Source organism: Arthrobacter oryzae, assembly GCF_030812315.1.
Taxonomy (GTDB): domain Bacteria; phylum Actinomycetota; class Actinomycetes; order Actinomycetales; family Micrococcaceae; genus Arthrobacter; species Arthrobacter oryzae_B.
In genome coordinates, this window is record NZ_JAUSSM010000001.1 from 355089 (window position 1) to 369762 (window position 14674).

Consider the following 14674-nt stretch of genomic DNA (forward strand, 5'->3'; position numbering starts at 1 on the left):
GCAACAGCCGGACAGTTAAGATGGACTCATGCGCACGGAGTATGTCGAGGCGGTGCTCGCCCTCGTTGAGCTCGTCCCTCCGGGAGCAGTGGTGGCCTACGGAGATGTCGCCGAGCTCCTTGGTTCCGGCGGTGCACGGCAGGTCGGGTCCGTCATGAGCCACCACGGCAGCGGAATTCCGTGGTGGCGCGTGCTGAGGGCAACCGGCGAGGCTCCACAGGGGCTCGAAGCCGAAGCCCTGCAGTTCTATATCCAGGAAGGGACGCCGCTCCTTGGCCGCCACCAGGACTTCCTCCACACAGGCGAAGGACGATGGCGCGTTGACCTTATGGCGGCCCGGTGGGCCCCGGAGGACGGTGACTTTGACCTCATCGACGCAATCGCCGAGAGGCTGGAGCGCCGGCTCCATAAAATGTCGGCCCCGAATGATGAAATGACTGTGTGACAGTTACCTTCGACTCTTCGGGCATCCGGGCCGGTCAGCCACCGGCCCGGCAACCAGTCAAGCAACCCCGCCAGGAACCAGGCCAGCTGGCCGTGGCCCGGCCCGCGGGCACAACCGCAGGCCTGCGGCTCCTGCCTCCCCGGCAGCTCCATAGCGCGGTTCCGGTACTGTCACCGGACCAGCAGGCCGCAGTGGACGTGCCGCACGGTTCCGGTCCGGTCCTGGTCCCTGGAGCCCCGGGAACAGGGAAGTCCACGGTGCTCATAGAGGCAGCCGTCCGCAGGGCCGAGCGCGACGGGGTGGATCCGGAACGGATGCTGGTCCTGGCGCCAAGCCGGCTTGCCGCCGATTCCCTCCGGGATCGCTTCACCGCCCGGCTCAACAGGAGCCTCAGCACCACTCCGGCCCGCACCTGGGCCTCCTACGCCTTCGACCTGATCCGGCGTGCCAAAGCAGAAGGCATCCTGCCGCTGCCGCGGCCACCGCGGCTTCTCTCGGGCCCCGAGCAGGACCTCATCATCAAGGAACTGCTCGATGGCCACGCGCTGCCCGGCCTGGAGCTGCCCTGGCCGGATGATCTGGCGGCCGCGCTGGAAACCCGCGGTTTCCGCCAGGAGGTACGCCAGCTCTTCGACCGGATCATCGAATCCGGCCGGACACCCGATGACCTCGTGGCACTGGCGCAGCAGTGCAGCCGCCCGGACTGGGTCGCGGCCGCCGCGCTGTACGCCGAGTACCGCGACGTACTGGACCTGCGGATGCCGGAGGCTTTCGACCCCGCCGGAATCATCACGGCGGCCCGCCAGATATTCCAGGACGCACCGGAATTCCTGGCCGCCGAGCGGGACCGCCTGCAGCTGATCCTTGTTGACGACATCCAGGAAGCCAACCCGGCCGTGTTCGAGCTGCTGGCGGATATAGCGGCGGGCAAGGACGTGTACGTAACGTCGTCGCCTGACACGGTGGTCCAGGGGTTCCGCGGGGCCAGGCCCGACCTCACTGCAGAGTTGCCGCACCTGCTCGCTCCTGCCGGCGCCGCGGACGCCGGCCCGGCGGACCAGGCCGGCAAGGACACGGTCCTGGAGCGGCCGCTCTGGATGACCCACCGCCACCGTCCCGCCGTTGCCCAGGCGTGGCTGTCCGTTGCCGGACGGATCTCGCAGCGGGCAGGCGGCCAGTCAGCCCGCCGGCTGGACGGTTCAGGATCAGCTGCCGGGCATCCGGAGCAGTCCACAGCGGCCAGGGACGGCATTGTTGAGGGCCATGTCCTTCCGTCTCCGGTCCATGAACTGCGGTACGTGGCGCAGCGCATTTTGGATGCGCACGTGAACCACGGACGGGAGCTTGGCGACATCGCCGTGATCGTGCGGAACGGTGGGCAGCTGAATCAGCTGCAGCGGCACCTGGCCGGCCACGGCATTCCCGTGCGAGTTTCCGTGGCGGAATCGGCCGTCCGGGACGAAGTGGCAGTCCGGCCCTTGCTGGACGCCTATGCCGTGGCACTGGATCCCGCGGTGCTTACGCCGGAATCCGCAGTCTCGCTCCTGACTTCCCGAATCGGCGGAGCGACATCCATCGAGTTGCGCCGGCTACGCCAGTCGCTGCGCCGAGAGGAGATTCTCGGCGGCGGAGGCCGCACCAGCGATGCCCTGCTTGTCGAGTCGCTGCTCGAGCCGGGCGCCCTGGCCACGATGGGCATCGAGGGCCACTCTGCCCGCCGCGTCGCCCGGATGATCCACGCCGGGCGGGTGGCGGCGCGCGAACCCGGAGGAAACGCGGAAACCGTGCTGTGGGCACTCTGGAACTCCACGGGCCTTGCCGGGCGCTGGACCGAAGCGGCATTAGCCGGCGGAGCGGCAGGAGCCAGGGCCGACCGCGACTTGGACGCCATGATGGCCCTGTTCCACACCGCGGAACGCTATGTGGACCAGTTGCCGGGTTCAGGGCCTGACCAGTTCCTTGAATATCTGCTCAGCCAGGAGTTGCCCATGGACACCCTGGCAGCCCGGGCACAGCTGGAGGACGCCGTGGAACTCATGACGCCCGCCAGTGCTGCCGGACGCGAATGGCCCGTTGTCATTGTTGCCGGGCTGCAGGAAGGAGTCTGGCCCAACACCAGGCTCCGCGGGGAGCTCCTCGGCAGCACGCTATTCGCCGACGCCGTGGAGCACGGCGTGGACCACGCCCTGCAGCTGGGACCCATCAGCCGGTTGCGCGAGATCCGGTACGACGAACTCCGCAGCTTCTCGACGGCTGTCTCCCGGGCCCGCGAAGTTCTGATCTGCACCGCCGTTTCATCAGAGGACGAACAGCCCTCCTCGTTCCTCGACTACGTTGCGCCGCTGCGTCCCGGGCAGGACCGCCGGACCTTCACGCCGGTGGAACGGCCGCTGACGCTTCGCGCGCTCGTCGCCGAACTTCGGCAGTACGCGCAGCTGGACGGGAGGCACGCCGCCGAGTCGGTCGAGGCAGCCAAGGTGCTTGCCGGCCTTGCCGCTGCCGAACCGTCCGTACCGGGTGCCGATCCTGATTCGTGGTGGGGGCTTGCTCCGCTGTCTTCCGATGAGCGGATTGTGCCTCCAGGCGGGACGGTGTTCGTCTCGCCGTCCAAAGTGGAAACCGTCCAAAAGTCGCCGCTTGACTGGTTCATCCAGGCGGCCGGCGGGGAAGCCGCCACCGACTTCGCCAGAAGTCTCGGGACCCTGGTCCATGCCATTGCACAGGACCTGCCGGATGCTTCTGGAGCCGAATATGTGGCAGAGCTGGTCCGGCGATGGCCGACGCTCGGCATGAAGGACAACTGGGAAGGCAAACTGGATTTCCAGCGCGCCGAAGCCATGGTCCGGAAGCTGGCCCAATACATCCTGGTCATGCGGAGCGAAGGAAGGAGCCTCGTCGGCGTCGAACGGGACTTCGAAGTGAAACTGCCGGACATTGTCGATGATCCTCAGCCCGGCATCGCGTCGCCGGAAGGCGCCGGTGCTGAACCTGCAGTGCGGTTCTCGGTACTGCGCGGACAGGTGGACCGGCTGGAGATCGACGCCGAGGGGCGACTGGTGATCGTTGACCTCAAAACGGGCAAACGTCAGCCGTCCAAGGCCGAACTGTCCCGCCACCCGCAGCTGGGCGCCTACCAGGCCGCGGTGCTGGCCGGGGGATTCACTGAGCCGGGCGCCCCGGCCAGCAGTGTTCAGCCGGGAGGGGCCGTGCTGGCCCAGCTTGGCACCAGCAACAAGAACCCCGGCATCCAGGTCCAGGAGCCACTGGACGACTCAGGCAACTGGGCTCTCGGTATGGTGGACGAGGCCGCGCAGCTCATGTCCGGCAGCCATTTCGAGGCGCGCCACGATCCGGCCAAATCAGGCCACGGCGGCCACGGCTGCCGGCTGCCCGAAGTCTGTCCCCTTTGTCCGCGAGGAAAGCAGGTAACCGAATGACGACGACCCACGACGTCCCGGCCCCGCGCTTTTCGCCGGAAGAGCTGACTGCCATGCTCGGCGAACGCAACAGCCCCACCGCCGAGCAGTCAGCCATTATTTCCTCGCCACTTACGCCACGGCTGGTGATTGCCGGGGCAGGATCCGGCAAGACCGCCACGATGGCAGACCGGGTTGTGTGGCTTGTTGCCAACGGCTGGGTCCGGCCGGAAGAAGTCCTGGGTGTCACGTTCACGCGGAAGGCTGCAGGTGAGCTGGCCAGCCGGATCCGGGCCAAGCTGGCCGCCCTTCAACGCATTGCCGCCGAGGACACCGACCACAGGATTTTTCCGGCAGGCCTGCTCAGCGAGGATGCCTTGGAACCCAAGGTTTCCACCTATCACTCCTACGCCAGTGGCATCGTTTCCGACTACGGGCTCCGGCTTGGTGTCGAACGCGATGTTGTGCTCCTGGGCGGAGCGCAGGCCTGGCAGCTCGCCAGCGAAGTTGTTGAGGCCTTCGACGGTGAATACGAGCATTTCCGCGCTGCCAAGTCCACCCTCGTGAAAGCAGTCATCCAGCTGGCGGGCGAGTGCGCTGAACACCTGCGGGATCCCCAGGAGGTGCAGGGCTGGCTGATGGACCGCGTGGCCGAATTTGAAGCCTTGCCGTACGTGGCCGGGGCCAAAAAGAACCCGACACAGGCCGCCGGCGAACTTGGGGCGATGCTGCGAACCCGGGCCAGCGTCGCTGAAATGGTGGGCAGGTACGCAGAAGCGAAGCGGGTCCGTGGCGCATTGGACTTCGGCGATCTCGTGGCCCTCGCCGCACGGGTTGCCAGCGAGATTCCGTTGGCCGCCGAAGTGGAACGCCAGCGATTCAAAGTGGTTCTTCTGGACGAATTCCAGGACACCTCGCATGCCCAGCTCGTGCTGTTCTCCAGGCTCTTCAGCGGCGGCCATGCCGTGACGGCCGTGGGCGACCCCAACCAGTCCATCTACGGTTTCCGCGGTGCCTCAGCCGGCCAGCTCTTCCATTTTGTCCGGGAATTCCCGGTCCTCGTTGGCGCACAAGGGAATATGGCCGGCGCATCGGATACCGGTCCGGCCGGAACCGGGCACGGTGAAGAGCCGTCCAGCGGCTCGTTCGCGGTGGCGCCCACGTCGTACCTGACAACTGCCTGGCGCAACGGGCGCAACATCCTGGCCGCGGCCAACGTCATCTCCGCGCCGCTGAGCGCCGCTGCCGCCCGGACCGGTCCGGCGGGGGAGCGGGAGTCCGGAGAGTCCGTCGAGGTCCCGCCGCTGCAGCCCAGCCCCGCGGCGGCTCAGGGGAAGGTCGTCATAGGGCGCTTCGCGACGGACGAGGACGAAGCCAAGGCCATCGCGGCCGACGTTCTGCGTTATCGCGTCACGGACTTCGAAGACACCGCCGGAGAGGACCGGATTCCTCCGGCCATGGCAGTCCTCTGCCGCCGGCGTGCCCAGATGGAATGCGTCCGGCGTGAGTTCGAAGTGCGCGGGATCCCGTACGAGATCGTGGGCCTTGGCGGACTCCTGGACACCCCGGAGATCGTGGATCTCGTCGCTACACTGCGGGTCCTCGCGGATCCGGGACGTTCGGACTCCCTCATGCGGCTTCTGGCCGGGGCGCGCTGGCGGATAGGTCCTTCCGACCTTATGGCCTTCCGGGACTGGTCTTCGTTCCTCGCGCGGCGCCGCGGGCGTCCGGAGACAGGCGCCGATGAGGTCGACGAGGCCGAATCAGCCGTGATCGAGAGCGACATCACCGATTCGCCGAGCCTCGTGGAGGCACTGGACTGGCTGCCGCGCGAAGGCTGGACGTCGGCCCACGGCCGGACGTTGAGCACGGAGGCGCTGAACCGGCTGCATGTCCTCTCCTCCGAACTCCGGCAGCTCCGGGGTTTCATGGGTGATGACCTCACCACCCTTCTGGGCGAAGTGGAGCGGGCCATGCTCCTTGACATCGAGGTGGCAGCCCGCCCCGGAATCAGCATCCACCAGGCCCGGAGGAACCTGGATGCATTCCAGGACGCCGCGGCAGGGTTCCTTCACACCTCCCACCGCGTTGACGTCCTGGCTTTCCTGGCCTGGCTCGAAGCCGCGGCGACGGAGGAGGGCGGACTCGACGTTGCCGCCCCGGACGTCAATCATGAAGCCGTCCAGCTGCTGACCGTGCACGCGTCAAAGGGCCTGGAGTGGGACGTTGTGTTCGTTCCGGGGCTGAACGCCGGAGCATTTCCCAGCAGCCGGGATTCGCGCTGGAGCAGCGGGAGCGCCGCCTTGCCCTGGCCGCTGCGCGGGGACCGCGCGGATCTGCCGCAGTGGGACCTGGACCAGCCGGACCAAAAGGGCTGGCTGGATGCGGAGAAGGACTTCAAAGCCGACGTCCAGGCGCACGGCGAGGCCGAGGAGCGCCGGCTCGCATACGTGGCCTACACCCGCGCGAAGTTCGTGCTGTGGGTTTCCAGTGCGGCCTGGGTCGGATCCCGCGCCGGAATGGCGGACATGTCGCCGTTCCTGTCGGAACTGGCGCCCCTCGCCGGGGTCCAACACCCCGGCGCCGACGCAACTGGCACCGACGCAACTGGCGCCGACGCAACTGGCGCCGGGGAAACCCTGCCCGCCGAAGGGCTGGCGGAAGAACCGCAGGAGCTCGCCGCCGTCGTGCACGCTGCATCGGTGGAGGAGGCATCGCTGCCGGCCGAAAGCCCATTGACCCAGGACCTCGAACTGGCGCTATGGCCGTATGACCCGTTGGAAGGACCTGCTGATCCGCGCACCGGCGCAAGACTCAGGCTGGTCCCGGGCCGGCGGGCAGCGATGGAACTGGCCGCCGCGCGGGTGCGCGGAACCATGGCCGCGGGCTCCGCAGGGAACGCCGAAGCCGAGGCTGCGGCCGCGGCGCAGGAAGCCCGGCAGCTCCGTAGCGTCGCCGCCAATTGGGCGCACGAAGCAGCGCTGTTGCTGGAACGCCGCTTCCGGCGGGCCACCGTGCAGGACGTCCACCTGCCCGGCCACATTTCCGCGTCAACCTTTGTGGACCTCGGTGACGATCCCGGATCCGTGCTGGCGCGGCTTCGCCGGCCGGTCCCCAGGGAGCCGGGGATGTCAGCGCGCAAAGGCACGGCATTCCATGCCTGGGTTGAGGAATACTTCGGCGCGGCAGGCATGCTGGAGCTGGACGAGGCACCTGGTTCGGACAGCCACATTGACGAGGCCTACGGGCTGGACTCGATGGTGGAAACCTTCCGGAACTCGGAGTGGGCGCACCGCGCGCCCGCCCATGTCGAGGTTCCAGTGGAGACGCGCATCGGCGACGTGGTGGTGCGCGGCCGGATCGATGCCGTGTTCCGGGACGCCGATGGCGGCTGGGACCTGGTGGACTGGAAGACAGGCCGCCGCCCCGCAGCGGGACAGCTGAAGGTGAAGGCTGTCCAGCTGGCGGTCTACCGGCTTGCCTGGGCCCGGCTGAAGGGAGTCCCGCTTGACAGTGTCCGGGCGGCGTTCTACTACGTGGGTGAAGACCAGGTGGTCCGCCCCCACGACCTTGGCACGGCCGAGCAGCTGGAAGACATCGTTACAGCGGCCCTCGCGGGAACCACCGGGATGGCCAAGGTGCCCGCTTCGGCTAGTGGGACTTTGCGTCCACAATCTTGAGGGCTGCGGTGGACGTGTCATCCGCTGAAAGCGTGGCCGGGGGAGTGGCCTGTTGCCCGTCGGCCGCCCGGCCCGCTCCGCTGTTCCCGTCCGTCTCGGGGGATGCATCGTTGCCGCCGGACGTACCGGCCGGGCCGGCATGGCCAGCGTGGCCGGGGGTTGCTGTGTCGCGGCCCGGCGTGGCCGGTGCTGCCGGTGCGGCGTCGGCCGGGATCGGTGTCACATGCACCGAAGGCATGGCATCCGCCGACGGGGCGCCCGACAACCCCGAAATCTGCTCTGCGGCCAGCGCGGCAGAGGGCACGCCGGCGGCACCGGCCGGTTTATCCTGCGGCACCGGTTCGACATGTACGGCCGGGACGGCTTGCGGCAAAGGTTCCACGCTGATGGGCTGTCCGCCGTGCTCGGTGATGTCTTCCGCCAGGGAAGCCAGCATTTCTTCAGCTTCGGCGATCATTGCCTGGTCCCCGGCAGCCAGGCCCTTCACCAGGTACTGGGCCAGCGCAAATTCGGCGGAGAGCGCTGCACGGCGCAGCAAATGGGCGTCCGGTGCGTCCCTGCGGCTCGACGTGTAGTGGCGGAGTACGGAATCGACGAAGCTCTGTTCGTTGGAGGCGACCAGCCAGGCCATGTCGTCGGCCGGGTCCCCGATGCGCAGATCGGTCCACCCGGTCACCGCTGTCACGCGGTCGCCGTCCACCAGGAGGTTGTCCTCGTGCAGGTCGCCGTGGACCACGCAGGGATTGAAGCGCCACAGCGAGACGTCCTCGAGGGCATGTTCCCATCGGCGCAGCAGCACGGGAGGGATCTTCCCGGTGGTGGCAGCCTGATCGAGCTCGTTGAGCCTCCGCTGCCGGAACTCGTTGGGGGTGTAGCTGGGGAGGTCGGCATTGCTGACGAGGGACTGGGGGAGGTCGTGAATGGCAGCCAGCGCCGCGCCCACTTCCTTCGCGAGTCCTTCCGAACCGGCCGTCAGCTCCTCGACGCTGCGCGTGGTGCCCGCCAGGTGCGAGTACACGAATGTACTGAGCGCACCCTGCCGTACCGTGCCTGCCACCGTGGGCATGAGGAAGGGCAGCTCGGCCCTGACTCCAGGTGCAAAGGCCCGGAGGACCATGAACTCCGTTTCCAGGCGGGCGCTTGCCTCGGCGTGGCGGGGCGAACGGACCCGCCACTGCTTCCCCTCGGAGTCCAGGAGAAGTGCCGAATCGAAGTCCGCCGGATCGTCGGGAGCGGAGCTCACGGCGGTGGGCGTCAGTCCGGGGACTGCCGCAGTTGCTACAGCTGCCAGTTCGATCGGTTTTCTTCTCACGCATCCACGGTAGATTGACTGGCGCCTAAGACGGCGATGTACTGCGGCGAGTCTCCATATCAGGACGATTTAGCTTGCAATTTCCCTTGCCACACACGATCAAAACCACCCTCGCGGGGCGTCGGCGGCCGCCGGAGCAAATGTCAATTGTCTGTCGGAGTCAGTACGGTGGGTACATGAGTCTTGCGGAGTCCCCGGCAGCCCAAAATAAGGCAGAACAAAATAAGGCAGCCGAGAGTGCGGCTCCGGGCAGTGTGGCCCCGTTGAAGCGGCTCCCGGCAAACCACCTGATGGACACCGTCCTTCCGGTCCGTCCCGCGCTGATAGACCGTGGATCCGGCGCCAGGATGAAGCCGGGCATGGTCGATTCCGTTGTCAGCTCCGGACGGGCGCTGGCCATGGTCCTCTCGCACCGGCAGGCCTTGGTCCGCGGCGACAGCCTGCTGCTGACGGAAGCCGCCGGCCTCGCGGAGAGCCTCGCCGAGGCCGGGTCGCCGCCGGCAATGATCATCTACCTCGGTTCCGCTCTGGGCAGCTCGGACATCGGAGAAGGTACGGACATCGTCCTATTCGTCCTCGAGGAACCTTTTGAGGTCCGGGCGGAGCAGTTTGAACGCGGCATTGCCGGCATCCCTGCCGATGCTGTGTGGACGGGATTCCGCGACGTTGCGGCGCGCCTGAACGCCACCGATACCGCCCTCTTCGTCGAAGCCAGCGCGATCGCCAACTGGCATGCCACGCATGTGCATTGTCCGCGGTGCGGTGCGGCGACGCTCGTTGAGGCGGGCGGATGGGTCCGCCGGTGTCCGGCGGACAATTCCGAACATTACCCCCGGACCGACCCCGCCATCATCGTGACGGTGGTGGGACCTGATGACCGGCTGCTGCTGGGCGGCGGCGGTGCAATCGACGCGAAGAACTACTCCACGCTGGCCGGCTTCGTGGAGCCGGGCGAGTCCCTCGAGCAGGCCGTCGTCCGCGAGATCCAGGAGGAAGTGGGAGTCCGGATTACCGCAACCCAGTACCTGGGTTCGCAGTCATGGCCGTTTCCGGCCTCCCTGATGCTGGGGTTCACGGCGAGGACACCCGATACCGAGGCAACGCCCGACGGTGTGGAGGTCACCCGGGCGCGATGGTTCAGCCGCGCGGAACTCCAGGACGCCGTGCTGAGCGGGGAGATCGTCATCTCGAGCAGGCTGTCCATCGCCCGTTCCCTGATTGAGCACTGGTTCGGCGGCGTCATCCAGGACCGTCCCGCCGACGAATGACTTGCCCGCACACAGCGGATTCCACCACCTAAAACCATCGATCGACTGAGCAGCAAGTGACAACTGACAATTTTGAACGCACCGCCCCCGGCGACAGTGTGTCCGCCGATCCCGCCCCGCTGGACAACCGGTCCCTGGAAGACCGCATTCTTGGCGGTCTGGACGACGAGCAGCGGGAAGTCGCGAGCACGCTGAACGGGCCGCTGTGCGTGCTTGCCGGTGCAGGTACGGGTAAAACGCGCGCCATCACCCACCGGATTGCCTACGGGGTTCACTCCGGTGTCTACAGTCCGCAGCGGCTGCTGGCCGTGACCTTCACTTCGCGCGCCGCGGCGGAGATGCGGAGCCGGCTCCGCGACCTCGGCGTGGGCAACGTCCAGGCCCGGACCTTCCACGCCGCGGCCCTGCGCCAGCTTCAGTTCTTCTGGCCGCAGGCGGTGGGCGGCGCGCTGCCCAATCTCCTCGACCACAAGGCGCAGATGATCGCCGAAGCTGCGCGGCGCCTGAGGCTCAGCACGGACCGCGCGTCCATCCGGGACCTTGCCTCGGAAATCGAGTGGGCCAAGGTGTCCATGCTGACGCCTGCGAACTACCTCGAGAATGCGCAGGACCGTGGCAACCCCGGTGGATTCGACCTCACAGCTGTGGCCCGGGTGTTCCAGTCCTATGAGGACGTGAAAACCGACCGCAACGTCATCGATTTCGAGGACGTCCTGCTGATCACTGTGGGGATCCTGCAGGAGGACCCGAAAGTGGCGGCCACCGTCCGCGAACAGTACCGGCACTTTGTGGTGGACGAATACCAGGATGTTTCGCCGCTGCAGCAGCGGCTCCTGGAACTCTGGCTGGGAGGGCGCGATGAACTTTGCGTCGTGGGTGACGCCAGCCAGACCATTTACTCGTTCACCGGCGCATCGCCCAAGCACCTGCTGGGTTTCAAAGCCATGTACCCCGGCGCCAACGTCGTAAAGCTGATCCGGGACTACCGCTCCACGCCGCAGGTGGTCAAGCTCGCAAATGACCTGCTCGCCGGCCGGCGCAGCGGAGGGCCCGTGGCGGACGCCGCCTGGGCGGCGCCGCTGAAACTGGTTGCACAGCGGCAGCCCGGGCCGCAGCCGCAGTTCACCGAGTGCGCCGACGACGAAGCCGAGGCCGCCACCGTAGCGATCAAGATCCGCGAACTGCTCGACGCCGGCACGCCGGCCAGCGAGATCGCCGTGCTGTTCCGCACCAACGGACAGTCCGAGGCGTATGAACAGGCGCTGGCGTCGGCCGCGATCGGCTATCAGCTGCGCGGGGGAGAGCGGTTCTTTGCCCGCAAGGAAGTCCGTGACGCAATCCTCCAGCTCCGGGCTGCCACCCGGGCTGCTTCCGAAACCTCGGCCCCCGAACCCCTGGGACAACTTGTCCGGGACATCGTGGCATCCCTTGGCTACACGGAATCCGCCCCGCACAGCGGCGGAGCGCTGCGCGAACGCTGGGAATCCCTGGCCGCGCTGGTTGCACTGGCCGATGAGCTGGTGCTGAGCCGTGGTCCGCAGTTCAACCTCTCGGACTTTGTCAACGAACTCCAGGAACGCTCGCTTGCCCAGCACGCCCCCACCGTGCAGGGCGTTACCCTGGCGTCCCTCCATGCCGCCAAGGGGCTGGAATGGGACGCCGTCTTCCTCGTTGGGCTCTGCGAAGGGCTCATGCCGATCTCCTTCGCGGACTCCCCTGAAGACGTGGACGAGGAACGCCGACTGCTCTACGTGGGCATCACCAGGGCGCGCGAGCACCTCTCTTTGTCCTGGTCCCTGGCCCGGACTCCCGGCGGAAGGGCCAACCGGAAGCCCTCGCGTTTCCTTGACGGCCTTCGGCCGGACTCTGTAGCCAGCTCGACGGCGCGCGGCAAGGGTCCCGCCCCGCGGCGGAAGGCGGCGGCCCCTGCGATGTGCCGGGTCTGCGGCAGCATGCTGTCCACCGGTGCCGAACGCAAGGTAGGCCGCTGCAGCCAGTGCCCGCCGAGCTACGAGGAGCAGACCTTCGAGGCGCTGCGCCAGTGGCGGAAGGACGTGGCCCTGGCCGCCGAAGTCCCGGCGTTCGTGGTGTTCACCGATGCGACGCTGACGGCGATCGCGGAGGCGCGGCCGGCATCGCTCGAAGAATTGGCCCAGCTGGCCGGCATTGGCCCGTCCAAGCTGGAAAAGTATGGCGAAGCGGTCCTTGAAGTACTCACGGAAAGCGGTAGCACCTGATGGCCGGGGGAGCGAAACCCCACGCGATTCCGCTGACCACTCCCGACGGAGCCCCCGTCGTCGTGCGGCGTTCCGCGCGCCGCCGCCGGACCGTGGCAGCGTTCTGGGAGAACGGCACGGCTGTGGTCGCCATTCCGGCGCATTTCACGAAGGCGCAGGAAAGCGAGTGGGTGCACCGGATGCTGGAGAAACTCCGGCTGCAGGGAGTCCGGCGCTCGCGCGGGGCCGGACGGCGCCGTCCGACCACGGATGCCGCCCTCGCGTCGCATGCGGCCGGGCTGTCGGCGAAGTACCTTGGTGGGAGATCCGTGCCGTCGTCCGTGCGCTGGGTCAGCAACCAGAATTCCCGCTGGGGTTCGGCCACTCCCGCAGACGGAACCATTAGGCTCTCGGACAAGCTGCGGACCATGCCGCAGTGGGTCATCGACTATGTGCTGCTGCACGAGTTGGCGCACTTGCTTGTGGCCGGGCACAACGCCGCGTTTTGGCGGCTCCTGGAGGCTTATCCCGAGACGCAACGGGCAAAGGCCTTCCTCGAAGGCGTTGCGTTCGCCACCTCGCGGGGCATGGCACCGGACTCCGACTCGTCGGACGGTGATGCCGACATGACGTGCGACCCGGACACGACGCCCGGGACAAAAGAGCCAGGCATTGACGAAACCGTGGTTTCGTCAATGCCTGGCTGATTCATTGCCTGGCCGGCGCGTTAGGCCTTCGGCGTTCCGCCGGCTTGGTCCCTGCCCTCACCGTCGTCATCTTTGCCGGTCTCTGTGTCTTCCTTGCCGGACCCGTTGTCCGTGGCCGGTTCGTCGAATCCGCCGTTCAGCAGTTTCTGCAGGGCGTCATCCACCTCCGTGTCGCTCGCTTCGGCGAGTTTGCGGCGTGCGCTGAACCCTTGCGGATCATCCAGGTCCTCGCCGGTGGGCAGGAGATCGGGGTGGTGCCAGATGGCGTCCCGGCCTTCGGTGCCGCGTTCCTCCTTGAGGGAAGCCCACAGGGTGGCAGCTTCGCGGAGGCGGCGGGGACGCAGTTCCAGTCCCACGAGGGATGAGAAGGCATGTTCCGCCGGGCCGCCGGTTGCGCGCCGCCGGCGGACTGTCTCGCGGAGCGCAGAGGCGGAGGGCAGGAACTTCTCCGTGGCTGCCGCGGTCAGTTCGTCCACCCAGCCTTCCACGAGGGCCAGCGCTGTTTCGAGCTTTTCCAGTGCCTGTTCCTGTGCGGGGGTCCGCTGGGGCATAAAAACGCCCTGGGACAGGGCCTCCTGGATGCCTTCGGGGTTGCTGGGATCGATCTCCCTGGCGAGTTCCTCAATCTTGGAGGTGTCAATGTGAATGCCCCGGGCATAGGCCTCGATTGCACCCAGGAGGTGCCCGCGGAGCCAAGGCACCTGGACGAAGAGCCGTGCATGGGCAGCTTCCCGGACAGCGAGGAATAGCCGGATGTCGTTTTCGGGCAGGCTCAGGCCCTCGCCGAATTTGGCCACGTTGGCCGGCAGGAGGGCCATCTCCAAATCGGCCAGCGGCACTCCGATGTCCGTTGAGCTCACAACTTCCGCGGAGAGGGCGCCGATGGCCTGGCCGAGCTGCATGCCGAAGATGGCGCCGCCCATGTTCTGCAGCATGGAGGAAGCCCCGCCCATCATGGACTTCATTTCCTCGGGCATCTGCTCGGTCATGGCGGTGGACAGCGCATTGGCAATGCTGTTGGCCACCGGCTCGGTGAGCCGCTTCCACGTCCCGAGTGTTTCCTCGACCCATTCCGCGCGGGACCAGGCCCGGCCAATCAGGCCGGTGGCGGGAAGCTCGGTCACCTGGTCCAGCCACAACTCGGCCAGGCGCAGGGCTTCGTCAATTTCACGTGACTGCTGTGATGTGACGGACGGGTCAGAGCCGCTGGCGGCCACCCGGCGGGCGTTCTCGTGCGCAAGCTGCCAGTTGACGGGCCCCTCCGAGGATGCGCTCATCATGGCTTGGACCTGCGAGAACATCTGGGCCAGGAGGTTCGGATCGTCCGGGAGGCCAGCGGCCTTGGCCAGTTCGGCGGGGTCGATGTTGCCCATGCCCTTGCCACCCATGAGGTTTTGAAGCATTTCCGCTAGCGGATCCTTCGGGGTGTCGTCGTCGCCATTGGGCGGATTGAGTGGGTTGGAGGTCATGATCCCGCCGATCGTCGGTGTGACTGTTGATCACCTTCACGGTACCCCGGCGCGTCGGCGGCTGTCTGCCGAATCCGGCCCCGTTCGCTGTGGGCAAAGAGCATACTGGCCGGCTCAAACGCGTAGTGTTAGTAATCGGAATATTTGCAGGCTGCCGGCAT

Annotated in this window: 8 protein-coding genes; 6 read left to right on the forward strand and 2 right to left on the reverse strand. The window is 67.2% G+C overall.

Annotation, left to right across the window (positions count from 1 at the left end):
* The first annotated feature begins 28 nt into the window (after positions 1 to 28).
* Genes J2S97_RS01735 through J2S97_RS01745 form a run of 3 tightly spaced genes read left to right on the forward strand, consistent with a single transcriptional unit; the run spans position 29 to position 7541 of the window.
* Positions 29 to 445 carry an MGMT family protein gene (locus J2S97_RS01735; RefSeq protein ID WP_307045971.1) on the forward strand — a complete coding sequence of 139 codons (417 nt, stop codon included), beginning with the start codon at positions 29 to 31 and terminating at the stop codon, positions 443 to 445.
* Positions 442 to 3882 carry an ATP-dependent helicase gene (locus J2S97_RS01740; protein WP_373460477.1) on the forward strand — a complete coding sequence of 1147 codons (3441 nt, stop codon included), beginning with the start codon at positions 442 to 444 and terminating at the stop codon, positions 3880 to 3882. The genes J2S97_RS01735 and J2S97_RS01740 overlap by 4 nt, the downstream gene beginning before the upstream one ends.
* A complete protein-coding gene (locus J2S97_RS01745) occupies positions 3879 to 7541 on the forward strand; it encodes an ATP-dependent helicase (protein ID WP_307045973.1) in 3663 nt (1220 codons plus the stop codon). The genes J2S97_RS01740 and J2S97_RS01745 overlap by 4 nt, the downstream gene beginning before the upstream one ends.
* On the opposite strand, the gene J2S97_RS01750 is transcribed toward J2S97_RS01745, so the two are convergent.
* A complete protein-coding gene (locus tag J2S97_RS01750; protein ID WP_307045975.1) occupies positions 7513 to 8853 on the reverse strand; it encodes a macrolide 2'-phosphotransferase in 1341 nt (446 codons plus the stop codon). The genes J2S97_RS01745 and J2S97_RS01750 overlap by 29 nt on opposite strands.
* Before the next feature lie 176 nt (positions 8854 to 9029).
* Between J2S97_RS01750 and nudC the strand changes: the two genes are divergently transcribed.
* Genes nudC through J2S97_RS01765 form a run of 3 tightly spaced genes read left to right on the forward strand, consistent with a single transcriptional unit; the run spans position 9030 to position 13044 of the window.
* Positions 9030 to 10121: an NAD(+) diphosphatase gene (nudC, locus tag J2S97_RS01755; protein ID WP_373460478.1), complete on the forward strand. Its 1092-nt coding sequence runs from the start codon at positions 9030 to 9032 to the stop codon at positions 10119 to 10121.
* 56 nt (positions 10122 to 10177) lie between these two features.
* Complete coding sequence (locus J2S97_RS01760) at positions 10178 to 12358, forward strand: ATP-dependent DNA helicase UvrD2 (protein WP_373460479.1); 2181 nt, start codon at positions 10178 to 10180, stop codon at positions 12356 to 12358.
* The gene (locus tag J2S97_RS01765; protein WP_307045977.1) at positions 12358 to 13044 is read left to right on the forward strand and encodes a M48 metallopeptidase family protein; all 687 of its coding nucleotides are present in this window, start codon (positions 12358 to 12360) and stop codon (positions 13042 to 13044) included. The genes J2S97_RS01760 and J2S97_RS01765 overlap by 1 nt, the downstream gene beginning before the upstream one ends.
* 20 nt (positions 13045 to 13064) lie before the next feature.
* Here the strand turns inward: J2S97_RS01765 and J2S97_RS01770 are convergent, their stop codons facing one another.
* Positions 13065 to 14513, reverse strand: a complete 1449-nt coding sequence (locus J2S97_RS01770) for a zinc-dependent metalloprotease (protein ID WP_307045979.1) — start codon at positions 14511 to 14513, stop codon at positions 13065 to 13067.
* Between the last annotated feature and the right edge of the window lie 161 nt (positions 14514 to 14674).

What these genes read in the sequence shown, in the direction of transcription:
- J2S97_RS01735 (WP_307045971.1), top strand. Translation starts at nt 29, where the DNA reads ATGCGCACGGAGTATGTCGAGGCGGTGCTCGCCCTCGTTGAGCTCGTC.
- J2S97_RS01745 (WP_307045973.1), top strand. Translation starts at nt 3,879, where the DNA reads ATGACGACGACCCACGACGTCCCGGCCCCGCGCTTTTCGCCGGAAGAG.
- nudC (WP_373460478.1), top strand. Translation starts at nt 9,030, where the DNA reads ATGAGTCTTGCGGAGTCCCCGGCAGCCCAAAATAAGGCAGAACAAAAT.
- J2S97_RS01765 (WP_307045977.1), top strand. Translation starts at nt 12,358, where the DNA reads ATGGCCGGGGGAGCGAAACCCCACGCGATTCCGCTGACCACTCCCGAC.
- J2S97_RS01770 (WP_307045979.1), bottom strand. Translation starts at nt 14,513, where the DNA reads ATGACCTCCAACCCACTCAATCCGCCCAATGGCGACGACGACACCCCG.